This is a genomic window from Rhizobacter sp., assembly GCF_031412495.1.
Taxonomy (GTDB): domain Bacteria; phylum Pseudomonadota; class Gammaproteobacteria; order Burkholderiales; family Burkholderiaceae_C; genus Schlegelella_A.
In genome coordinates, this window is the sequence record NZ_JANODC010000169.1 from 1 (window position 1) to 21,320 (window position 21,320).

Genomic DNA, 21,320 nt, shown 5'->3' on the forward strand with positions numbered 1-21,320 from the left:
GGCGCGGCAGAGCTACCTCACCGAAGTCGTTCCGTTCCACTACCGTGCGCGCGCCCTGTCGACGCTCTGCGGCGTGATGCGGATCGGCCTCTTCGTCGGCCCGTTCCTCGCCGCGGCCCTGATCCACGTCATGGGCATCGGCGGCGCCTACTGGGCCGCCGCAGGCGCCTTCGTCCTCGCCGCGGTGGTCGCCGTGCGCATACGCGACTTGCCCGAGCCGCCGCCTGCCCAGCCAGGTGCCGACGTGACCGCCCTGCGCGTCGCGCCCACGCTGCGCTCGATCGGCGTCGACCACCGCCGGCTCTTCCTCACCCTCGGCCTCGGCGTGCTGCTGATCAGCGCCGTCCGCGCCTCGCGCCAGGCGGTGATCCCGCTCTGGGCCGACCACATCGGCCTCGACGCCGCCGTGACCTCGCTCATCTACGGCCTGGCCGGCGGCATCGACATGCTCGTCTTCTATCCCGCCGGCAAGGTGATGGACAAGAAGGGCCGCGGCTGGGTCGCCGTGCCGTCGATGCTGATCATGGGCTGCGCCCTGCTCCTGACGCCGTTCACCCACGGCGCTGGCACGCTGCTGCTGGCTGCGCTCCTCATCGGCTTCGGCAACGGCATCGGCTCGGGCCTGATCATGACCCTCGGCGCGGACCACTCGCCGGTCGCCGGCCGGGCCCACTTCCTCGGCCTGTGGCGGCTGCTCTCCGACCTCGGCTCGACCGTCGGCCCGGCCCTGCTGTCCGGGGTCACCGCGGCGCTGTCGCTGGCCGGCGGCGTCGCCTGCATCGGCCTGCTGGCGTTCACCGCCGCGGGCGTGCTCGGCTACTGGATCCCGCGCAGCGGCAGGCCGCGCGGCTCGGGCTCCGGCGCCGGCTAGCCCTGCGCCTTGACCCAGGCGTCGTAGCGCGCCTGGGTCGCCTCGTTCGGCGGATAGAGGCCGGGCAGGGGCACGCCGGCCTCGACTTCGCGCACGACCCAGGCTTCGTAGCGTTCCTGCTCGATCGAGATCTCGACCACCGCATCGAGCAGCGCTGCGGGGATCACGACCGCGCCGTCGCCGTCGGCGACGATGACGTCGTTCGGGAACACCGCCACGCCGCCGCAGGCGACCGGCTCCTGCCAGCCGACGAAGGTGAGGCCGTTCACGGAAGCGGGTGCGGCCGCGCCCCGGCACCAGACCGGCAGCCCGGTGCCGAGCACGCCGGCGAGGTCGCGCACGACGCCGTCGGTGACCAGCGCCGCGACCTCGCGCTTGCTCATGCGGGCGCAGAGGATGTCGCCGAAGATGCCGGCGTCGCGCACGCCCATCGCGTCGACGACGGCGATGACGCCGCCCGGCATGGCCTCGATGGCCGCCCGCGTCGAGATCGGCGCGCCCCACGACGCCGGCGTCGCCAGGTCCTCGCGGGCCGGGACGAAGCGCAGCGTGAACGCGCGTCCGACCTGCCGCTTCGGCAGGCCGTTCTCGAGCGGCCGGGCGCCGCGGATCCAGACGTTGCGCAGTCCCTTCTTCAGGAGCACGGTGGTGAGCGTCGCGGTGGCCACGCCCTGCAGGGCGGCGACGGTGGCCGCGGCGAGCGGCTGGACTTCGGTGGCGGTCATGGCAGGGGCATCAAGGGTTCGATCGCATCAGGATAGCGCCGGCGCGGGCGGGCCCGGTCCGGCCCCTGATCCGGACCCCGTGTTCAGACCTTGTAGTAGGCCACCTGCGAGGTGGTCGCGAGCAGTTGCCCGCCGGCTCCGTACAGCTCGCCCGACTGGTCGCAGAAGCTGCGGTGGAAGACGCGCGCATCGGCGATGGCCGCGAGCGGCGCGCTGCCGTGTGCACCGAGCTCGTCGGCACCGGCGTGGAAGTGGGTCGTCATCGAGATGGTGCCGAACGGCGGCATGCGGCCGATGACCTGGAAGATGCGGCCGAAGAAGGCGTCGCTCATCGCCGCGAGCGACAGGAAGTCGAGCGGGCGCGGCTCGGCGTCGCGGAGCCACAGCACCGAGCGCGCGCTGCGCAGCGGCTCCGGCATCGTCTCGCTCAGCGCCATGGCTCCCTCGGCGAATCGGAACTCGTACTGCGCCACCCAGGACAGCGAATCCGTGTTCGCGAACCGTGGCGTCGATTCCCAGGGCGGCAGCACCGGCGGCGCCGAGACGCGGTGGCTCCAGGTGGCCCGCCGCGCGGCGGTCACCACGCTGGCGGCAAGGACCGGCTCGCTGCCTTCGCCCTGCGTGAACTCCACCTGCCAGTGCTGGCTCGACCGGTTGGCGCGCACGAGCCGGGTGCGCACCGCGAAGTCGCCCTTGCCGATCGGTGCGCAGAAGTTGACGGTGAGCGCGAGCGGGTCGCCCTGGCGCTCCGGGCGCTCGAGCACCGCACGCAGCGCGATGGCCGCCGAGACACCGCCGAACGGGCTGATGAAGGTCCAGTACGCATCGCTGGTGCGAGCGGTCCGCACGGGGTCGGCTGCAGCGCCGGCGAGCGCGGTAGCGAGGTCCAGGGGGTGCATGGGATGGCTCTCGGGTTGGCCGATATCTTGCATTGGCTCTCCCGGGCCTTACCCGTATAGGCGCCGGCAAGCCAATCGCTAGGATCGCCATTTTGAAGTCCGCCCCGGCCGTCGCCGCGGCCCAGCCCGTCACCCCTCAGGAGGTTTCCCCATGGAAGAACGTGATCTGCGCGGCCTAATCGAGAAGGTGCGCACCGGCGCGATGCCGCGCCGCAGCTTCATCCAGCGCATGGTGGGCCTGGGCCTGACGGCGCCCTTCGCCAACGTGATGCTGCTCAACGAAGGCATCGCGCAGACAGTGACGGGAGTGCCGTACAAGGGCACGAAACGCGGCGGCGGCGGCACCCTGAAGCTGATCTGGTGGCAGGGCGCGGTGCACCTGCAGCCCCACTTCGCCGGTGGCACCAAGGAGCAGGACGCGACGCGGATCTTCTACGAGGCACTGGCCGGCTGGGACAGCGACGGCAACATGATTCCGGCCCTGGCCGCAGAGATCCCGAGCCGCGCCAACGGCGGCGTCTCGGCCGACGGCCTGTCGGTGACGTGGAAGCTCAAGCGCAACGTCACCTGGCACGACGGCAGGCCGTTCACCGCCGACGACGTCCTCTTCACCGCCGCCTACGCCGGCGATCCGGCCAGTGCCACGGTGTCGGTCGCGGTCTACAAGGACATCAAGGTCGAGAAACTCGACTCGCACACCGTGCGCGTCACCTTCGCGCGGCCGACGCCGTTCTGGGCCGAGCCCTTCGTCGGCAGCTTCGGGATGATCCTGCCCAAGCACGTGTTCGAGCCGTTCATCGGCGCCAAGAGCCGCGAGGCCCCGGCCAACGTGCGGCCGGTGGGCACCGGCCCGTACAAGTTCAACGACTTCAAGCCGGGCGACATGATCCGCGCCGACGCCTACGCCGGCTACCACGTGCCGAACCAGCCGTTCTTCGACACCATCGAACTGAAGGGCGGCGGCGACGCGCTGAGCGCCGCGCGCTCGGTGCTGCAGACCGGCGAGTTCGACTACGCCTGGAACCTGGCCGTCGAGGACGAGATCCTCAAGCGCCTGGAAGGCGCCGGCAAGGGCAAGCTGGTGTTCCTGGTGGGCAGCGACATCGAGTTCATCTCGCTCAACGTCACCGACCCGTGGAACGAGGTCGACGGCGAGCGCGGCAGCGCCAAGAGCAAGCACCCGGCTTTTACCGACAAGGCCGTGCGCGACGCGATGGCGCTGCTCGTCGACCGCAAGGGCGTCCAGGACTTCATCTACGGCCGCGGCGGCGTTGCCACGAGCAACTTCCTGAACAACCCGGCCCGCTTCCGCAGCCCGAACACTTCGTACGAGTTCAACATCGACAAGGCCAACCAGATCCTCGACGGCGCGGGCTGGCGACGCGGCGCCGACGGCATCCGCGCCAAGGGCAACGTCAAGCTGAAGTTCGTGTTCCAGACCAGCGTCAGCCAGCCGCGCCAGAAGACGCAGGCCATCGTCAAGGACGCCTGCACCAAGGCCGGCATCGACCTGGAGCTGAAGAGCGTCACGGCCGCGGTGTTCTTCGGCAGCGACGCCGCGAACCCCGACACGTACCAGAAGTTCTGGACCGACGTGCAGATGTACACGACCACGATGACGCAGCCCGACCCGCAGATCTTCATGGAGCAATGGACCACCGACCAGATCGCGCAGAAGGCCAACAAGTGGGCCAGCCGCAACCTGGTGCGCTGGAGCAACGCCGAGTACGACGCCACGTTCAGGGCGGCGCAGGTCGAGTTCGACGCCACCAAGCGCGCCGCGATGTTCATCAAGATGAACGACCTGCTCATCAACGACAAGCATGTGATCCCGCTGTTTGCGCGACCGCGGCCGCGCGGCTTCGTGACCAAGCTGGTGGCGCATCCCTCGGCGTGGGACAACGACACCTGGGCGCTCGGGGCATGGAGTCGTGACGCCTGACCCGCGTGCCTGACGCCCCTTGTTCAACTACATCACGCGCCGGCTGCTGATCGCCCTGCCCAGCCTGCTGGGCATCAGCCTGATCCTGTTCACGGTGCTGGCGCTGGCGCCGGGCGATCCGTTCGAGGAACTGGCGCAGAACCCGAACGTCCCGCCCGAGGTGCGCGCCGCGCTGCGCGCGCAGTTCGGGCTGGACGACCCGGTGTGGCAGCGCTACTTCCACTGGCTCGTCAACATGCTGCAGGGCGACTGGGGCTTTTCCTTCGTCAGCCGCATCGACGTCGACAAGCTGGTCTGGCAGCGCCTGCCGGTGACGATCGCCGTGATCGGGCTGTCGCAGCTGCTCGCCCTGGCCATCGCGCTGCCAGTGGGCGTGCTGGCGGCGGTCCGGCCGTATTCCTGGTTCGACCGCATCGCCAGCACCTTCGCGTTCATCGGCTTCAGCCTGCCGACGTTCTTCACCGGCGTGCTGTTCATCCTGTTCTTCAGCATCTACCTCGGCTGGCTGCCGTTCGTCTACCGCGCCGACCTCTCCGAGACCGGCTGGAACTGGTGGGTGGCGCAGTTCAAGCAGTCGATCATGCCGATCACCGTGCTCGGGCTGTTCCAGGCCGCCAGCTGGATGCGCTACGTGCGCTCGAGCGTGCTCGACGTGGTGCGCCTCGACTACGTGACGACGGCGCGCAGCAAGGGCCTGCCCGAGCGCGTCGTCATCAACAAGCACGTCGTCCGCAACGCGCTGATCCCGGTCGTCACGCTGGTCGCGCTGCAGATGCCGGCGGTGTTCGGCGGCGCCATCGTCACCGAGCAGATCTTCCGCATCCCCGGCATCGGCAGCCTGCTCATCGACGCCATCCTGCGCAACGACACGCCGGTCATCATGGCTGTGACCTTCGTCTTCGCGATGCTGGTGATCGTGTTCAACCTCGTCGCCGACATCCTCTATGGCTGGCTCGATCCCCGCATCTCCTACCGCTGACGCGGTGGCCCCGGCCACGCCGCGCCGCAAGGCGCGCGGCCCCTGGGCCGAGGCCTGGCACCGGTTCAAGCGGCACCGGCTCGCCTACTGGAGCCTGTTCGTGCTGGGCACGCTGGTGCTGGCGGTGCTGTTCGGGCCGCTGGTCTACAAGGTCGGCATCAACGACATCGACTTCCAGGCGCGGCTGGCCGGCCCGAGCATGAAGCATCCGCTCGGCACCGACGACCTCGGGCGAGACGTCCTGGCACGCGTGCTGTACGGCGGCCGCATCTCGCTGGCGGTCGGCATGGCGGCGATGCTGATGGCGGTGACCGTCGGCGTCCTCATCGGCTCGCTCGCCGGCATCGCGCGGGGCTGGCTCGACGCAGCGCTGATGTGGGTCACCGACCTGTTCCTGAGCCTGCCGCAGCTGCCCCTGCTGCTGCTGCTGATCTTCCTGTTCCGGGAGCCCTTGAAGAAGGCGTTCGGGCTCGAAGTCGGCATCTTCATCCTCATCGTGCTGGTGATCGGCGGCTTCCGCTGGATGCCGGTGGCCCGGCTGGTTCGCGCGCAGTTCTTCAGCCTGCGCGAGAAGGAGTTCGTCGAGGCCGCGCGCGCCCTGGGTGCCAGCACCAGCCGGCAGGTGCTGCGCCACATCTTGCCCAACAGCCTGGGGCCGGTGATCGTGGCAGCGTCGATCGACGTCGCCGCGGCCATCATCGCCGAGAGCACGCTGTCGTTCCTCGGCCTGGGCTTCCCGCCGGACATCCCGACCTGGGGTCGCATCCTCTACGACGGCCGCGACTACATGGACCTGGCCGTTCACTGGGCGCTGTTTCCGGGACTTGCGATCTTCCTCACTGTCCTGACCATCAATTTCATCGGCGACGGCCTGCGCGACGCGCTCGACCCACGCCGGGTTCTGTGACATGGCCCTGCTCGACATCCAGGGCCTGAAGACCCACTTCAAGACCGACGATGGCTGGCTGCACGCCGTCGACGGCGTGGACATCTCGATCGAGGCCGGCCAGACCGTCTGCGTCGTCGGCGAAAGCGGCTGCGGCAAGAGCGTCATGGCCAAGACGGTGATGAAGCTGATCGACATGCCGCCGGGCAGGATCGTCGCCGGCCGCGTCCTGTGGCAGGGCCGCGACCTGGTTCCCGCGTCGGCCGACGAGATGCGCAAGGTGCGGGCGAAGGAGATCGCCATCATCTTCCAGGAGCCGATGACCAGCCTGAACCCGGTCTACAGCGTCGGCGAGCAGATCGCCGAGAGCGTGCGGCTGCACGAGGGCCTGAGCCGCAAGGCGGCGATGGACCGCGCCGTCGACATGCTCCGGCTGGTGCGCATCCCCACCGCCGAGCAGCGCGTGCACGACTACCCGCACCAGTTCAGCGGCGGCATGCGCCAACGCGTGATGATCGCCATCGCGCTGGCCTGCAACCCGAAGCTGCTGATCGCCGACGAGCCGACGACGGCGCTCGACGTGACGATCCAGGCCCAGATCCTCGACCTGATCGGCGATCTGAAGGCGCGCCTGGGCATGTCGGTGATGCTGATCACGCACGCGATGGGCGTGGTTGCCGAGGTGGCGCAGCGCGTCGTCGTCATGTACGCAGGGATGGTGGTCGAGGAGGCCAGCGTCGAGGAGCTGTTCGCCAACCCGCGCCACCCTTACACGCAGGGCCTGATCCGCTCGATCCCGCGCATCGACACGGCGGCGTTGCACAAGGTGCGCCTCGAGCAGATCCCCGGCACGGTGCCCAAGCTCATCGAGCCCGGCGACGGCTGCCGCTTCGCGAGCCGCTGCCGGCATGCCGCGCCGGCCTGCGTCGGCGCCACCCCGGCGCTGCGCGAGCCGGTGCCCGGGCACAAGGTCCGCTGCATCTTCGATGTCCTTCCTGCGTCGGCCGTGCCGGTTCCGGCATGAGCACGCCGCTGCTCCAGGTCAAGGACCTGGTCAAGCGCTTCCCGATTCGCGGCGGCTTCCTCGGCCGCGAGGTCGAAAACGTGCACGCCGTCAGCGGCGTGAGCTTCGATCTGCAGGCCGGCGAGACGCTCGGGCTCGTGGGAGAGTCGGGCTGCGGCAAGAGCACGACCGGGCGCTGCATCCTGCGCCTGCTCGAGCCCACCTCCGGCGAGGTGTGGTTCGAAGGGCAGAACGTGACCCGAGCCGGCGCCGACGAGCTGCGCGCGCTGGCGCGTGACATGCAGATCATCTTCCAGGATCCGTACGCATCGCTGAACCCGCGCATGACGGTGGGCGCCATCGTGGGCGAGGCGCTCACCATCCACAAGCTGACGAAGGACCGGGCCGAGTACGAGGCGCGCATCGTCGCCCTGCTGGAAACCGTCGGCCTGTCGGCCGATCACATGCAGCGTTATCCGCACGAGTTCTCCGGCGGCCAGCGCCAGCGCATCGGCATCGCCCGCGCCCTCGCCGTCGACCCCAAGCAGATCGTCTGCGACGAGGCCGTGTCGGCGCTCGACGTCTCGATCCAGGCCCAGGTCATCAACCTGCTCGAGGACCTGCAGCAGAAGCTCGGTCTCACCTACATCTTCATCGCCCACGACCTGTCGGTGGTCGAGCACATCAGCGACCGCGTCGCCGTGATGTACCTCGGCCGCATCGTCGAGCTCGCTTCGGCGAGGCAGCTCTACACCCAGCCGCTGCACCCGTACACGGAGGCGCTGCTCTCGGCGGTGCCGATCCCGGACCCGAAGGTCAAGCGCAAGCGCATTCCCCTGCAGGGCGACGTGCCGAGCCCGATCCGGCCGCCGTCGGGCTGCCACTTCCACACGCGCTGCCCGATCGCCCAGTTCCCGCTCTGCAGCAGCGAGGCGCCGCCGCTGAAGCAGAGCGCCGATGGCCAGTGGGTGGCCTGTCACCTTCGCGGCTGATGGCTGGGGTTCTTGTTCGAACACCTTGTCGGCGCGCAGCAGCGAGTGCGGGCCCCGGATGCCGAGGGTCCGGGCTGTCTTCAGGTTGATCGGAACGTCGCCAGCAGACTCGAGCCATAGGAGAGGCCGCGCTCACCGACCTTGACCCGCACGCCGTCGGCGAATTGGCGAACCTGACGCTCGATGTTTCCCATGCTCGGCAGGGTCGGCAGTTCCACAGCCTGGCCGACAGGACTTTGTTGAGGTTCGATAAAGAAGGTCCAGGCTGTGCGAAATCTCGCACTGCCACGGCGACCCGGCCCGACGGCCTCAAACCCACGTTGCACCTGCCGATGTGAGAGAGTGACACTTTCCCATCCGGTCAAGGTGAATGTCGATGATCGCTCGTGCACCGCCGAACGAGGCGTCCAACCGCAGGTCGTTCCAGCGGAAGGCCCTGCGTCAGCCGGCGACGATCGTCCACGCCGACCAGACCCTGCAGGTGCGCACTTGGGATCTCAGCCTCGAAGGCATGAGCCTGCTGTCGCCGCGGCCGATGCCGCCCGGTCGGCACTGCAGCGTGAGCTTCGTCGTGCCGCTGGCCGGCGGCGAGCGCAACGTCACGCTGCCCCTGAAGATCGTCTACTCGTCCTATACCGGGCCCGAGGCTTTCAAGGTCGGTGCAGTATTCGCCAGCCTCGATGCCGAGGTGGCCGAGGCCATCCGCTCGTTCGTCGAGAGCCCCTGAGGATCGCGCGGGGCGGGCTCTTCCCCCGGCGGCGAGCACGCCCGGGTCTGCGCGCATGACGACCCGACCCCTGCACTCCCCGACCACCCTCACCGTCACGGCGCTGCAGGCGCCGGGGAGCCCCTGGCCGCCGGCCCGTCACCGCGTCGAAGGCGGCCGCGACGACGCGCTCCCGCGTGGAACCCGGCTGCACGAGTTCGAGGTCCTCGACGTGCTGGGCGCCGGCGGCTTCGGCATCGTCTACCTCGCACTCGATCACACGCTGCGCCGATCGGTGGCGGTGAAGGAGTACCTGCCGGTCGACCTGGCGCGACGCACGGAGACCTGGACCGTCGCCCCGCGCAGCGAACCGGACGCATCGTCCTACGCCGCCGGCCTTCAGTCCTTCATGAGGGAGGCGCAGCTCCTCGCCGGCTTCGACCACCCGTCGCTCGTCAAGGTGCACCGCTTCTGGAAAGCCAACGGCACGGCCTACATGGTCATGCCGCACTATCCGGGCCGCACCCTGAAGGAGGTGCAGCGGACCACCGGCGCACTGCGCGACGAGCAGTCCCTGCGCCGCCTGCTCCACCCGCTGCTCTGTGCCCTGGAAGTGCTGCACGAGGCCCGCGTCTTCCACCGCGACATCTCGCCGGACAACGTCATCGTGCAGCCCGACGGCAAGCCCGTGCTCCTCGACTTCGGCTCGGCCCGTCACGTCGTCGGCGACCGGACCCAGGCGCTGACGGCGATGTTCAAGCCGAGCTTCGCGGCGATCGAGCAATACGGCGACGTCCCCGGGCTGAAGCAGGGTGCCTGGACCGACCTGTACGCGCTCGCCGGCGTCATGCACTTCATGATCACCGGATCGCCCCCGGTCCCTGCGGCGCTGCGCGCCGTCAACGACGCGCAGCCGCGCCTCGCCGCGGCCTCTGCCGGCAAGAGCGGGCTGTCGATGGCCGTGCTGCAGGCCCTCGACAGGGCGCTCGCGGTGCGGCCCGACGATCGGCCGCAGTCCGTGCAGGGGTTCAGGGACGTGCTGGACGGCCTCGCTGCGGCGCCGAACTGCCGCCTCGAGCCCGCGCCGGCATCGGCTGCCGCATCCGTCGCTGCGTCGGTGGCCCCGGCGGCGCCGCTCGTCGCCCGCCTGCCGGGTCGCCGCTGGATGCAGCGGGCCGTCGCCGTGGCCGCCGTCGGCGCGGGCGTGTGCCTAGCGATCTGGGCCCGGCACGTGCCGGCGGGCGCCGGGACAGCGAACGCGGTGTCCAGCCTGCCGTCGCCGCCAGTCCCTCCTTCAGCCGCCGCAGAACTGCAGAAGAGCGCCGCGCCCGCGCCGATCATGCAGCCCCGTCGTGCGCCGGCGGTGGCGGCAGCGGTCAGCGCCGATGCAGACGAAGCCCCCGGACTGGCCGCGAGGCCACCGATGCAGCGCAAGGAAACCCGCGCGTCCGCTGCAGTCCCCCGCCCGACACCAGCGGCCGCGCCGGCCCCGCGCTCGGTCGCGGCGGGGCGCGAGCTCGGTCCGCGCGATCTCTGCGGCGACCGGAATTTCCTGTCGATGGCGACCTGCATGGACCGCCAGTGCCAGGAGCCCGGGTTTCGCTCGCACGCCCAGTGCGAGTCGTTCCGCCGCTATGCCGAGACGCGGCGCCAGTCGGAGCTGGCCCGCTAGGGACTCACTCGAAAGGCACGAAGCTCGACGGCAGCGCCAGCCGGTCCTGACCCACGTCGGCGTCGATCCAGGCCTTCGCGGCAGCGATGACGCGCGCCTTCGCCTCGTCCTCGGTGGCGTAGGTCTCGAGATCCAGGAAGCGCTGCGACCTCGTCCGGCCACCGTCGAGCGCCATGATCGCCGCGCGAGCCTTGAACCGGCCCGTCTCCGTCTGCGTGGTCACGTCGGCGAAGGTGTAGCCCTTGTAGATGGCACGCATGAAGTCTCGATACCTCGATCCGGAAAAGAGAAATTCTGTGACGACGGCGGCTCCGGGGCACGGATGTAACTGTGACGAACACGCAATTCGATACAAATGCACGGCCCACGCAGTCCACCTCGCCTGCAAGCGCCGTCCATGCCGCCCCAGGCGCCGTTCAGCCGATCGCGCGCAGCAAGGGGCCGAGATCGAAGCGGCCGGCCGGTTCGAGCAGCGGCGCCCACAAGTCGCCGACCGCGGCGATCCGCCCCGGCATGTTGCGCAGGTCGAAGTCCTCGATGCGGGCCCCGGCATCGAGCTCGTCCCAGCTGATCGGCGCGGACACCGTCGCCAGCGGTCGCGGCCGCGGCGAGTAGGCCGAGGCGAGCGTGCGGCCCCAGGCGTTCTGGTTGTAGTCGACGAGGATCCGGCCGGCGGGCCGCTTCGCGATGCGGTATTCGGCCGTGATGAGATCCGGACGCAGCGCGGCGATGTCGAAGGCGAAGCGCTTGGCGAAACGCCAGACCTCCTTCTGCGTAGGCCCCCTCACGATGGCGACGTACACGTGCAGCCCGCGCGAGCCCGTCGTCTTCACGAGCGGCTCCATGCCGAGGCCCTGCAGCGCCTTGCGCACGAGCGTCGCCGTCTCGACCACGCCTTCGTAGGTCGCCTCGGGCACCGGGTCGAGGTCAAAGTGGAGGACGTCGGGACGGTCGACATCGTCGCAGCGCGCGTACCAGGGGTTGAGGTCGATGCAGCCGAGGTTGACGACCCACAGCAGCGAGGCGAGGTCCTGGATCATCGGGAAGTCGATGACGCTGCCGGAGGCGTGCTCGATGGCGCAGGTCTCGATCCACTCCGGTCGGGGCGACGGCGCCCGCTTCATGAAGAAGGGCTCGCCGGCCGCGCCGTCCGGGTAGCGCTTCATGACCATGGCACGGTCGGCCAGGTGCGGCAACAGCACGGGCGAGACATCGGCGTAGTACTGCAGGAGCTCGCGCTTGACGATGCCGGCCTCGGGCCAGAACGGCTTGTCCAGGTTGGTGAGGCGGACCGGCCGGCCGCCGATGTCGACGACGGCGTCCTTGCCGAGGGGGATCTGCACGGCAACCCCGCCCGCCGCAGGCCGACGGCGCTTGCCCGAGTCTGGCTTCGCGGCGGAAGCACGCGAGCCCGCGGCGCGGGAAGGCTTCGCGGGGTGGTGGTCGCGCGTGGCGCGCGGCTGCGTCGGTTCGTTCATCCGCCCAGCATAGGCGCTGCCGCTCTACCGGGCTTGCGGCGTGCCCTCATCGCGCCGGAATGCCGAGGCCGGCGAAGTGGACGACCCAATCGCGCACCGGGTCGATGCCGACCAGCGCCGCTGCCTCGTCGTCGTAGAACGCGCCCACCGCGCAGGCGCCGAGACCCCGCGCACCGGCTTCGAGGTAGATCCGTTCGCCCACCAGGCCCGCCTCGAGGAAGGCGTGCCGATAGCCGCGGGCGGCGCCGAGCGGGTCGGCGGCGAAGGCGCTGCGGTTGATCGAGAGAACGAAGGCCACCGCCGCGTCGCCGATGACGTCCTGGTCGAGGGCCGCGGCACGCGCGGCGTCGCGCAGGTCGGCGCCGGTGCGCCGCGGCAGCAGCGCATGCCGCAGCGGGTCGTACCGGTACGCGCCCGGCATGATGCCCTCGGCGGCGTGCACCACGAGGTCGATGCGAACCGCTGGCGACCACACCGGCGCCGGGCCCGCCATGTGCGCCAGCACGCCGGCGAGCGCGTCGCGCGGCAGCGGCGTCCGCGCAAATCGCCGCAGCGACCGGCGGGTCGCCATCACCTGCAGCACGTCGGCTCGGGCCGGCTCGACCGACGGCAGCAGGACGGCGTCCGTCGGCAGGGCCTGCGCGGCGACCGGCGGGCCGGGCGGCGAGCCGGGGCGACGTGGCGCCGCCTCCAGCGACGTCGCGGCATGAACCGCCCCGGTCACGCCCAGCGCCCCGTGATCGGGTGCGAGCGAGGGTGGCTGCCAGCGCGGCCCGAGAGCTGCGGCCGAGGGCGGCTCCCATCGGCTCGAGCCCGCCGGGTCCGGCTGCCAGGCGGCCAGCGCGAGCACGCCCTCTTCGGCCGGGTCGATGCCGAGGGCGACGGCGGTCCTCGCCTCGTCGAAGGCGGCGACGAAGCGCAGTGCGGCCCCGGCTGCGGCAGCGGCCACGCGCAGGTTCTCCAGGGTGTGACCGAGGTCGGCGAGCACGTAGCGGTAGGCCCGGTCCCGGTACTTGTAGCCCGTGCGCCGGAAGACGGCGGTGGCGACGACGAGCCCGGGCGCCCTGTCGGCGCCGGATCGGCGCCGGCGTCGAGCGCCGCGGCCTCGGCGGACGCGTCGCCGACCCGTTCGAGCGCGTGCCCCTGCGCGTCGTAGTGCCAGATCCCGCGCGCGAGGCCGGCCACGTCACGGGCCACGACGTACAGCTCGGCCGGGAACAGCGCCCCGGACGAGGGCGAGGTGCGAAGCTGCAGGCCACCGCGCACCGCGCTCACGCCGGTGCCGTGCCAGAGCACGCTGCCGAGCGTGCCGAGGCCGGAGAGCTCGTCCTCCCTGCCGCCGGGCCGCGGCAGGGCGACCCGCAGCGCCCCCGGGTAGGCCTTGAACGGCGCCGGCGCGTCGCCCCAGTCGACCCCGGGCGCGCGCAGGAACACGCCGGCCCGCGAGTGCGAGGACACGGCGTGAAAACGCTCGACCCGCGCCAGCGCCGCCGCGCCCGGGTCGGCAACGGCCTCGCCCGGCGGCCGCGCGACAGCTTCGGGCCGCAGCAAGCTGCGGCCCTGGCGCAGGCCGAGAGCGAAGGCGGCGCCCGTGGCGATGACGACGCCGAGCCCGGCGAGCGCGCCGCGGCGGCTCGATGCGGTGATCGGCCCGGCGACGGCTGCGGGCGGGGGTCCGCCGGCCTGTCCGGCCCGAGGCTGCCTCAGGAAGCGCCAGACGACACGGAAGTTGAAGACAAGATGCAGCGTGACGAGCAGCAGGGTGCCGTAGCCGAACAGGTAGTGCCAGTCGAACACCGGAAGCTGCTGGTTCGCGACCCAGAAGATGCCGAGCCCGGCTGTCGCGAGCACGTAGCCGAGCAGCAGCACGCTCGAGCCGACGTTGATCGCGTGCCGCGACGGCGTCCTGCCGCGCAGCATCTGCACGCCGAGCCAGGCAGCGCCCAGCAGCAGCGGCAGCGCGACCCAGAGCAGCTTCGGCATCGCCATGTCCGTCGTCGGCCTGCCTACGGCCTTGCAACGCCTAGCGCGAGGCGCCCTCCACCCACGTCGCGTAGGCCGCATCGATGGGGCCGACCGGCATCGCGTAGATGGCAGGCAGCTCGTAGGGATGCAGATCCCGGATCGCCGCCTCGACCGCGTCGTAGCGCCCCGGCACCGTCTTGAGCCAGAGGCGGAACTCGCCGTCGTCGCGGGTCCCGCCATCCCAGCGGTAGAAGCTCTCGATCTCGGCGATCTGCGCGCAGGCGACGAGCTGCCGCTCGACCAGGGTGCGCGCCATCGCGCGCGCTTCGGCGCGGGTGCCGACGGTGGTCACGACGACGATGGCGCGGGCTGGGTCCATGCTGCATCCTCCGCCAACCACTCTAGCGCCGCATCCATGGCTTTTGCCGACGCCGGACAATCCAGCCGTGCTGCCCGGCCCCGACCAGCTCGCCCTCTTCGGCGAGCTCCCCGAGAACGCCGGCCCGGCGCTGCCGGACGGCTGGGCCTACCGGCCCGATTTCATCGATGCGGACGAAGAGGCCGGCCTGCTGGCGGCGATATCGGCCTTGCCGCTGCAGGAGGCGCGCTACAAGGGCTACACCGCGCGCCGCCGCGTCGCCGGCTTCGGCCTCTCGTACGACTTCGACGACAACCGGCTGCTGCCTGCGCCCGCCATGCCGGCCGCCTTCGAACCGGTGCGCGCCCGCGCCGCGGCGTGGGTCGGCGTCGCCCCGGACGCGCTCGGCGGCGTGCTCGTCGCCGAGTACCGGCCGGGCGTGCCCCTTGGCTGGCATCGCGACGCGCCCGACTTCGAGACCGTCGTCGGCGTCTCGCTGGCGGGCACGGCGCGGATGCGCTTCCGGCGCTACCCGCCCCTGCAGCCGAAGAAGGCCGACGTCCTCTCGCTCGAGCTCGCGCCGCGCTCGGCCTACGTGCTCCGCGCCGAGGCACGCTGGGGCTGGCAGCACAGCGTCGCGCCGACGCCGGCGCTGCGCTACTCGATCACCTTCCGCACCACGAGAACCGCTCGATGACCGAAGCCGCCAGGCCGCGCCGGCCGCCCGCCGACCCGCAGAAGTTTCGCGTCGACGTGCAGCCCAGCCGTATCGACGGCCACGGCGCGTTCGCCGGCGAGGCGATCCCCGGACGGCGCAAGATCGGCGAGATCCGCGGCGAGGCCATCAGCGTGCGCGAGGCGCGACGGCGCGCGCGGCCGCTGGCCCGGATCATGATCGTCGAGGTAAGCGAGAAGCGGGCCATCGATGCATCGGCATCGACCGACCCGCTCCGCTTCACCAACCACTCGTGCGCGCCCAACGCCGTGCTGCGCATCCGCCAGGGCCGCGTCGAGCTCTACGCGATGCGCGCCATCGCCGCCGGCGAGGAACTGACGGTCGACTACGGCGAGTCGCACCACGAAGGCAGGCTCGCCTGCCACTGCGGCGCGCCGCGCTGCGCCGGCCGGCTGTAGCGGGAGGCCGCTCGCACCGGGCCGCCGCGCCGGGCCTCAGCGAACGGCGATCTCGGCCAGCGTCATCTCGGCGAAACCGGCGCGCTGCCAGAGCGCGGCGAGGTCGGGCTGCGGCTCGATCAGCAGGCGGGCGATCAGCGGCTCGGCCCGCGTCGTCGCCGGATCGCACAGCAGCACGTGGCGGGCGTTGCCGGACTCGGCCAGGCGACCGACCCAGTCGAGCGCGACCAGGTGCTCGAGGACGGGATCGCTCTGCAGCGGGTCGGTGCCGACGGCGGCGGCGAGCTGCTCGCCCGTCAGGCCGTGCCGGCCGCCCGCGCGCGCGCTGTCGAGGGCGCCGACCAAGGCAAGCGCGATGTGGAACTGCACGCCGGGCGCATCGCTCCAGCGCGACAAATGCCTGCCGAGCAAGGGCGCGTAGGCGGCGATGACGGCACCGCCCAGGACGATGACCCAGCCGAGGTAGATCCAGACCAGGAAGATCGGCAGGGTCGCGAAGGCGCCGTAGATCATCGAGAACGACGGCACGGCCGCGAAATAGAACGTCATCAGGCGCTTCGCGACGGCCATGCCGACGGCGACGAAGAGGCCGCCAGCGAGCGCATGGCGCCATCGCACGCGGGTGTTGGGCACGAACCGGAAGAGCGCGGCGACACCGACGACGTGCAGCACGAACTCGGCCGTCCACACCAGCACGCCCATGCCGCTCGGCATCGAGCCGACGAAGCCGCGCGAGGCCGACACTGCGTACGACGTCCCGGCCAGGCTCGCCGCGGCGAGCAGCGGGCCGAGCGTCACGGCGGACCAGTAGACGAGCACCCGCTGCGCGATCGGGCGCGGCCGGCGCACGCGCCAGATCGCGTTGAGGGCGCGGTCGATCGTCAGCATCATCGCCAGCGCGCTGACCACGAGCGCCACCAGGCCGACGATGCCGAGCTGGCTGGCCCGGCTCGAGAACTGGTTGATCGCCCGCAGCACCGGCCGGGCGATGGCGTCGGGCACGAGCGCCTGCAGAAAGTAGCTCTGCAGCGCCTCCTCCATCGTCGCGAACATGGGAAAGGCGGAGAACAGGGCCAGCATCACGGTGACCAGCGGCACCAGCGAGATGGTCGTGGTGAAGGTCAGGCCGCCGGCGGTGAGCGCCAGACGCTCGTCGCCGAAGCGATGCGCCAGCATGCGCAGCGTCGCCAGCCAGGGCCACGCCTGCAGGGTCGCGATCAGGCGTGCGGCGGAGGCCTTCACCCTGTGCGGTCGACGCCGTGCGAGGCCGGTGCGCGCTGCATTGCTGGCATCATAAGCAGCGATGAACGACGCTCCGGCCCTGCCGGGCACGGTGCAGTGGACGCGAGCCCTCGCGGTCGCCGCGACCCTGGCCCTGATCGCTCTCGGCCTGGCCTGGGAGCTGGTGCTGGCGCCGACCGGGCGCGGCACCCTGGCCTTGAAGGTCGTGCCCCTCCTGATTCCCGTGCCGGGGCTCTGGCGCATGCGCCTCTACACCTACCGATGGGTCAGCCTCCTGGTCTGGCTGTACGTGGCCGAGGGTGCGGTGCGGGCGACCAGCGAGCACGGCATCGGCGCCGGCCTGGCGGCGCTCGAGCTGGCCCTGGCGCTGCTCCTCTTCATCGCTTGCGCCTTCCACGTCCGCACGCGCCTGCAGCGGGCGCACCCGACATGACCCTGATCGAGACGCTGCGCGTGGCCGTCGGCGCGAACCACGTGCTGACCGAGGGCGACCTCTCCGCCTGGGAGGTCGACTGGCGCAAGCGCTTTCACGGCCGCGCCCTCGCGGTGGTGCGACCGGGCACGACCGCCGAGGTGGCGGCCGTGGTGGCTGCATGCCGCGCCGCCGGCGTAGGCATCGTCCCGCAGGGCGGCAACACCGGCCTGGTCGGCGGCTCGGTCCCCGATGCAGGCGGGCAGCAGATCCTGCTGTCGATGACGAGGCTGAAGCGCATCCGCGCCGTCGACGTCGCGAACCTGACCCTCACTGCCGAGGCCGGCTGCGTGCTGCAGGACGTCCAGGCCAAGGCGGCGGAGCATGGCCTCCTGTTCCCGCTCAGCCTCGCCGCCCAGGGCAGCTGCACGATCGGCGGCAACCTGGCGACGAACGCCGGCGGCACGCAGGTCCTGCGCTACGGCAACGCCCGCGAGCTGTGCCTCGGCCTCGAAGTCGTCACCGCCGACGGGCGCGTCTGGGACGGCCTCAGCGGCCTGCGCAAGGACAACACCGGCTACGACCTGCGCGACCTGCTGATCGGCAGCGAAGGCACGCTCGGCATCATCACCGCGGCAACGCTGAAGCTTCACCCGCGCCCGGCCGCCGTGATGACGGCGATGGCCACCCTGCCCTCGCTGCAGGCGGCGGTCGACCTGCTTTCGCTCGCGCACGAGCGCCTCGGCCCGGGGCTGACCGGGTTCGAGGCGATGAACACACTCTCGCTCGACCTCGTGCGCAAGCACTTCCCCCATGTGCGCCAACCGCTTTCTCGGGCAGCTTGGACGGTGCTCGTCGAGCAGTCGGACGCGGAGAGCGAGGCGCACGCCTCGGCCGCGCTCGAAGCGCTGCTCGCCTCTGCGTTGGAGCGGGGCCTGGTCGACGATGCCGCCATCGCCGCCAGCCTCGAGCAGGCGAAGTCGATGTGGCACATCCGCGAATCGATCCCGATGGCGCAGAACGCCGAGGGGCAGAACATCAAGCACGACATCGCCCTGCCGGCCTCGGCCATCGTCGACTTCGTGGCCGCCACCGACGCCGCGCTGCAGCGCGCCTTCCCGGGCGTCCGCCTCGTCGACTTCGGACATCTGGGCGACGGCAACCTGCACTACAACGTGCAGGGCCCCGAGGACGAGCCTGCCGGCGCTTTCCTGCAGCGCTGCGAGCACGCCATCCACGCCATCGTCTACGACGCTGTCGTCGCGCGCGGCGGCTCTGTCTCGGCCGAGCACGGCATCGGCACGCTGAAGCGCGAGGAGCTCGCCCTGCGCAAGTCGCCGGTGGCGCTGGACATGATGCGCGCCATCAAGCAGGCGCTCGACCCCGACGGCGTGCTGAATCCCGGCCGGGTCCTGGCGCCGTCGCTTCCGCGTTCCTGACCAGCCACTCGGTGAAGGCCCGGATCTCCGGCCGCGCCGCCGAAGCCGGCGCGACCAGCATGTAGTAGCCGCGCGGCGAGACGACGCTCTCGCTGAAGGGCACGACGAGCTTGCGGCTGCGCAGGTGGCTCTCGATGAGTGGCAGTCGGCCGAGCGCCACACCTTGCCCGGCCAGGGCGGCCAGGATCAGCTGGTCGTACGACGAGAAGTGAAGCACGCCGGCCGGCTGCAGGCCGGCCAGGCCCATCGCCTGCAGCCAGAGATCCCAGTCGTGCAGCGGGTTCCTGGCGTCGGGCTCCATGCGCAGCAGGGTGTGGCCGGCGAGGTCGGCCGGGCGCAACAGCGGTGCGCGCGACGGGCCGCGCAGGCGCGGGCTGCAGACCGGGAACACGGTCTCGCCGAACAGGCGAACGCCGACCCCGCCCGGGGCCGTGACCGACTGGTAGCGCACCGCCACGTCGACGCCGCCGCGCCTGAGATCGGCGAGCGCGTTGACCGCCGAGATGCGCACGTCGACATCGGGATGCGCGGCAACGAAGCTGGCCAGGCGGGGGATCAGCCACAGGCCGGCGAAGCCGGGCGTCGTCGTCACCACGACGGTCCTGACCCGCTCCCTCTGCGTCAGCTCGCGCGTCGCGCGGTCGAGCCGGTCCAGCGCCTCCGCAGTGGCGGCGTGGAAGGTGCGGCCTTCGTCGGTGAGCGCAAGCGCGCGGTGCATGCGCCTGAACAGCACCACGCCGAGCCGCTCCTCGAGGGCCTGGATCTGCCGGCTCACTGCCGACTGCGTGAGGGCGATCTCCTCGCCGGCGCGGGTGAAGCTCAGGTGCCGGGCCGCGGCATCGAAGGCGACGAGCAGCTCGAGCGGGGGCAACTGGTGGAGGCGGCTCACCCGGGCCTCGCCTTGCATGCGCGCAATGCATGCTTGCCATTCGCAACGACCGTTTGTGGCCGGTCGCGCGAAGCCGAATACTTGCTTCCGAGGGCCTGCCAAACAGAACCGGAACGGGCCCTCGCTGCATGCATCCGGTTCATGCTACAGGAGAACGTGATGAACAACGACCTGCTACTGGGCGCCTCGCGGATCGGCAAGGGCCGCATCCACCCCGTCGCCAGGCCCGTCGGCCGGCGTGTCGAATGCCTGAGCGGCGTGCTGTGGGTGACGCAGGACGGCGATCGGCGCGACATCATCCTCGAGGCGGGTGACGCCTTCGCCTTCGACCGCGCCGAGGGCGTGCTGATCAGCGCCCTGCAGGACTCGAGCTACCTGCTACTCGACGGCGGCGCCCGCGCGCATCACTGAACCGGCCCCTTGAGCGCGTCGGGGATCGGCAGGGGCATGACCTCGATGCCCTCCTCGCGCAAGGCCTCGGCGTCCTCGCGCGAGGCCCGGCCGCGGATGCCGCGCTCCTCGACCTCGCCGTAGTGGATGCGGCGGGCTTCCTCGGGGAAACGCTCGCCGACGTCCTCGGTCGACTTCATCACGTGGCGCAGGGCGCGAAGCCACTGCGACTGCAGCGTCATCTCGTGGCCCGCTTCGGGCTGGCTGGCTGGCGCCCTTGCGCTGTGCCGGCTGACGTTCAGTCGAGGGGCGCTGGGCAGCCGCAACACCCGGGTGTCGCCGCAGATCGGGCAGGCGACGCTGGCGCTCTCGGCCTGCGCGACGAAGTCGTCTTCCGATGCGAACCAGCCTTCGAAGGCATGGTCGAGGCCGCAGCGCAGGTTCAGGACCTTCATGCTGCATTATCAGCATCGGCACCGCGAAAGCATGCCATCCGGGGGAGCCGACCGTCAGACGCGCTGCCAGTCCAGCGGCCAGCGGCCGGCGCGCCAGTTCTGCAGCCAGAGCAGGCCGACCAGCGTCTTGGCGTCGGTCAGGCGACCGTCGCGAACGGCGACGTCGAGCTCGTCGACCGTGGCCTCGAAGACGTCGAGGAACTCGCCGGTGTCGAGCCGTCGTTCGCCGCGCTCGAGACCTCGCGCGAACCAGACCTCGATGATCTCGTCGGAGTAGGCGATGGCGTTGTGCGTCACGCCGGCGCGGGCCCACTCCGCGGCGCGGTAGCCGGTCTCCTCGGCGAGCTCGCGCACGGCGCAGGACAGGACCGGCTCCGATGCCTCCAGCTTGCCGGCCGGAAACTCCAGCATCGCCTTCTTCATCGGGTAGCGCCACTGGCGCTCGACGACGACCCGCCCGTCGTCGAGCAGGGGCACGATCATCACCGCACCCGGGTGGACGATGTACTCGCGGCGGGCGCTCGTGCCGTCGGGCAGGCCGACCCGGTCCTGGCGCACGTCGAGGAAGGCGCCGCGCCAGACCGAGATCGACTCGAGCGTCGTCTCGCGCAGGTGGGCCATGCCGGCGTCGGCCGACGCCGAGGTGCCTGGCGGGCGCGCGCTCATGTCGCGAACATCTGGACGATGGCCTGCTCGCAGAGCCGCATGAGGCCGCCGGGCAGGATGCCGAGCAGCAGCACCGCAGCGCCGTTCAGCGACAGCATGATGCGGACATCCCTGGCGCCGCCGAGGGGGTGAGCGTCGACCGGCTCCTCGAAGTACATGACCTTGACGACGCGGAGGTAGTAGAAGGCGCCGAGCAGCGACAGTACGACGGCCACCA

Annotated in this window: 24 protein-coding genes and 2 pseudogenes; 13 read left to right on the forward strand and 13 right to left on the reverse strand. The window is 71.2% G+C overall.

What is annotated here, in order from left to right; genetic code table 11:
* A partial coding sequence (locus tag AC30N0_RS06215; RefSeq protein ID WP_489517058.1) for an MFS transporter occupies window positions 1-871 on the forward strand: 871 nt, incomplete at its 5' end.
* Here the strand turns inward: AC30N0_RS06215 and AC30N0_RS06220 are convergent.
* The gene (locus tag AC30N0_RS06220; protein WP_489517059.1) at window positions 868-1,596 is read right to left on the reverse strand and encodes a ribonuclease activity regulator RraA; all 729 of its coding nucleotides are present in this window, start codon (window positions 1,594-1,596) and stop codon (window positions 868-870) included. The genes AC30N0_RS06215 and AC30N0_RS06220 overlap by 4 nt on opposite strands.
* Window positions 1,597-1,679: 83 nt before the next feature.
* Window positions 1,680-2,495: an acyl-CoA thioesterase gene (locus AC30N0_RS06225; RefSeq protein ID WP_489517060.1), complete on the reverse strand. Its 816-nt coding sequence runs from the start codon at window positions 2,493-2,495 to the stop codon at window positions 1,680-1,682.
* A 151-nt stretch (window positions 2,496-2,646) separates the two neighbouring features.
* Here AC30N0_RS06225 and AC30N0_RS06230 point away from each other — a divergent pair, with 151 nt between their 5' ends.
* Genes AC30N0_RS06230 through AC30N0_RS06250 form a run of 5 tightly spaced genes read left to right on the forward strand, consistent with a single transcriptional unit; the run spans window position 2,647 to window position 8,297 of the window.
* Complete coding sequence (locus AC30N0_RS06230; RefSeq protein ID WP_489517061.1) at window positions 2,647-4,437, forward strand: peptide ABC transporter substrate-binding protein; 1,791 nt, start codon at window positions 2,647-2,649, stop codon at window positions 4,435-4,437.
* Between the two features lie 19 nt (window positions 4,438-4,456).
* Window positions 4,457-5,416 carry an ABC transporter permease gene (locus tag AC30N0_RS06235; RefSeq protein WP_489517062.1) on the forward strand — a complete coding sequence of 320 codons (960 nt, stop codon included), beginning with the start codon at window positions 4,457-4,459 and terminating at the stop codon, window positions 5,414-5,416.
* A 4-nt stretch (window positions 5,417-5,420) separates the two neighbouring features.
* The gene (locus AC30N0_RS06240) at window positions 5,421-6,323 is read left to right on the forward strand and encodes an ABC transporter permease (RefSeq protein ID WP_489517063.1); all 903 of its coding nucleotides are present in this window, start codon (window positions 5,421-5,423) and stop codon (window positions 6,321-6,323) included.
* Between the two features lies 1 nt (window position 6,324).
* Window positions 6,325-7,326, forward strand: a complete 1,002-nt coding sequence (locus AC30N0_RS06245; RefSeq protein WP_489517064.1) for an ABC transporter ATP-binding protein — start codon at window positions 6,325-6,327, stop codon at window positions 7,324-7,326.
* Window positions 7,323-8,297 (forward strand): ABC transporter ATP-binding protein, encoded by a 975-nt coding sequence (locus AC30N0_RS06250; RefSeq protein WP_489517065.1) that lies wholly within the window; start codon window positions 7,323-7,325, stop codon window positions 8,295-8,297. The genes AC30N0_RS06245 and AC30N0_RS06250 overlap by 4 nt, the downstream gene beginning before the upstream one ends.
* Before the next feature lie 80 nt (window positions 8,298-8,377).
* On the opposite strand, the gene AC30N0_RS06255 is transcribed toward AC30N0_RS06250, so the two are convergent.
* Window positions 8,378-8,515, reverse strand: coding sequence for a hypothetical protein (locus AC30N0_RS06255; protein WP_489517066.1), 138 nt, complete (start codon window positions 8,513-8,515; stop codon window positions 8,378-8,380).
* A gap of 158 nt (window positions 8,516-8,673) precedes the next feature.
* Between AC30N0_RS06255 and AC30N0_RS06260 the strand changes: the two genes are divergently transcribed.
* The gene (locus AC30N0_RS06260) at window positions 8,674-9,024 is read left to right on the forward strand and encodes a PilZ domain-containing protein (RefSeq protein WP_489517067.1); all 351 of its coding nucleotides are present in this window, start codon (window positions 8,674-8,676) and stop codon (window positions 9,022-9,024) included.
* 55 nt (window positions 9,025-9,079) lie between these two features.
* A complete protein-coding gene (locus AC30N0_RS06265) occupies window positions 9,080-10,675 on the forward strand; it encodes a serine/threonine-protein kinase (RefSeq protein ID WP_489517068.1) in 1,596 nt (531 codons plus the stop codon).
* A 4-nt stretch (window positions 10,676-10,679) separates the two neighbouring features.
* Here AC30N0_RS06265 and AC30N0_RS06270 read toward each other — a convergent pair whose 3' ends face one another.
* The 5 genes and pseudogenes from AC30N0_RS06270 to cutA form a co-directional block, all read right to left on the reverse strand.
* Window positions 10,680-10,934, reverse strand: coding sequence for a hypothetical protein (locus AC30N0_RS06270; protein ID WP_489517069.1), 255 nt, complete (start codon window positions 10,932-10,934; stop codon window positions 10,680-10,682).
* A 157-nt stretch (window positions 10,935-11,091) separates the two neighbouring features.
* Window positions 11,092-12,018 carry a non-homologous end-joining DNA ligase gene (gene ligD, locus AC30N0_RS06275; RefSeq protein ID WP_489517070.1) on the reverse strand — a complete coding sequence of 309 codons (927 nt, stop codon included), beginning with the start codon at window positions 12,016-12,018 and terminating at the stop codon, window positions 11,092-11,094.
* Between the two features lie 181 nt (window positions 12,019-12,199).
* Window positions 12,200-12,877, reverse strand: a complete 678-nt coding sequence (locus AC30N0_RS06280; protein ID WP_489517071.1) for a SagB/ThcOx family dehydrogenase — start codon at window positions 12,875-12,877, stop codon at window positions 12,200-12,202.
* 174 nt (window positions 12,878-13,051) lie between these two features.
* Window positions 13,052-13,315, reverse strand: a pseudogene (locus tag AC30N0_RS06285) (nitroreductase family protein); the annotation flags it as partial.
* Between the two features lie 861 nt (window positions 13,316-14,176).
* On the reverse strand, window positions 14,177-14,497 hold the full coding sequence (gene cutA / locus AC30N0_RS06290) for a divalent-cation tolerance protein CutA (RefSeq protein WP_489517072.1): 321 nt from the start codon (window positions 14,495-14,497) through the stop codon (window positions 14,177-14,179).
* A 67-nt stretch (window positions 14,498-14,564) separates the two neighbouring features.
* Between cutA and AC30N0_RS06295 the strand changes: the two genes are divergently transcribed.
* Both AC30N0_RS06295 and AC30N0_RS06300 read left to right on the forward strand, forming a co-directional pair.
* Complete coding sequence (locus AC30N0_RS06295; protein ID WP_489517073.1) at window positions 14,565-15,173, forward strand: alpha-ketoglutarate-dependent dioxygenase AlkB; 609 nt, start codon at window positions 14,565-14,567, stop codon at window positions 15,171-15,173.
* Window positions 15,170-15,610: an SET domain-containing protein gene (locus AC30N0_RS06300; RefSeq protein WP_489517074.1), complete on the forward strand. Its 441-nt coding sequence runs from the start codon at window positions 15,170-15,172 to the stop codon at window positions 15,608-15,610. Before AC30N0_RS06295 ends, AC30N0_RS06300 begins: the two co-directional genes overlap by 4 nt.
* A 36-nt stretch (window positions 15,611-15,646) precedes the next feature.
* Here the strand turns inward: AC30N0_RS06300 and AC30N0_RS06305 are convergent, their stop codons facing one another.
* Window positions 15,647-16,852 carry a YihY family inner membrane protein gene (locus tag AC30N0_RS06305; RefSeq protein WP_489517075.1) on the reverse strand — a complete coding sequence of 402 codons (1,206 nt, stop codon included), beginning with the start codon at window positions 16,850-16,852 and terminating at the stop codon, window positions 15,647-15,649.
* Between the two features lie 61 nt (window positions 16,853-16,913).
* Here AC30N0_RS06305 and AC30N0_RS06310 point away from each other — a divergent pair, with 61 nt between their 5' ends.
* Both AC30N0_RS06310 and AC30N0_RS06315 read left to right on the forward strand, forming a co-directional pair.
* Entirely contained in the window at window positions 16,914-17,285 is a 372-nt protein-coding gene (locus AC30N0_RS06310) for a DUF2069 domain-containing protein (protein WP_489517076.1), read from the forward strand.
* Window positions 17,282-18,703, forward strand: a complete 1,422-nt coding sequence (locus tag AC30N0_RS06315) for an FAD-binding oxidoreductase (RefSeq protein ID WP_489517077.1) — start codon at window positions 17,282-17,284, stop codon at window positions 18,701-18,703. Before AC30N0_RS06310 ends, AC30N0_RS06315 begins: the two co-directional genes overlap by 4 nt.
* Here the strand turns inward: AC30N0_RS06315 and gcvA are convergent.
* Window positions 18,630-19,592 carry a transcriptional regulator GcvA gene (gene gcvA, locus AC30N0_RS06320; RefSeq protein ID WP_489517078.1) on the reverse strand — a complete coding sequence of 321 codons (963 nt, stop codon included), beginning with the start codon at window positions 19,590-19,592 and terminating at the stop codon, window positions 18,630-18,632. The two genes, AC30N0_RS06315 and gcvA, sit on opposite strands and share 74 nt — an antisense overlap.
* 159 nt (window positions 19,593-19,751) lie before the next feature.
* Between gcvA and AC30N0_RS06325 the strand changes: the two genes are divergently transcribed.
* Window positions 19,752-20,003 (forward strand): DUF2917 domain-containing protein, encoded by a 252-nt coding sequence (locus AC30N0_RS06325; RefSeq protein ID WP_489517079.1) that lies wholly within the window; start codon window positions 19,752-19,754, stop codon window positions 20,001-20,003.
* Here AC30N0_RS06325 and AC30N0_RS06330 read toward each other — a convergent pair.
* The 3 genes and pseudogenes from AC30N0_RS06330 to AC30N0_RS06340 form a co-directional block, all read right to left on the reverse strand.
* Entirely contained in the window at window positions 19,997-20,437 is a 441-nt protein-coding gene (locus AC30N0_RS06330; protein WP_489517080.1) for a DUF1178 family protein, read from the reverse strand. The genes AC30N0_RS06325 and AC30N0_RS06330 overlap by 7 nt on opposite strands.
* Before the next feature lie 54 nt (window positions 20,438-20,491).
* On the reverse strand, window positions 20,492-21,103 hold the full coding sequence (locus tag AC30N0_RS06335) for an NUDIX domain-containing protein (protein WP_489517081.1): 612 nt from the start codon (window positions 21,101-21,103) through the stop codon (window positions 20,492-20,494).
* Window positions 21,100-21,320: pseudogene (locus AC30N0_RS06340) on the reverse strand (NADH:ubiquinone oxidoreductase subunit N); the annotation flags it as partial. The gene AC30N0_RS06335 and the pseudogene AC30N0_RS06340, both read right to left, overlap by 4 nt.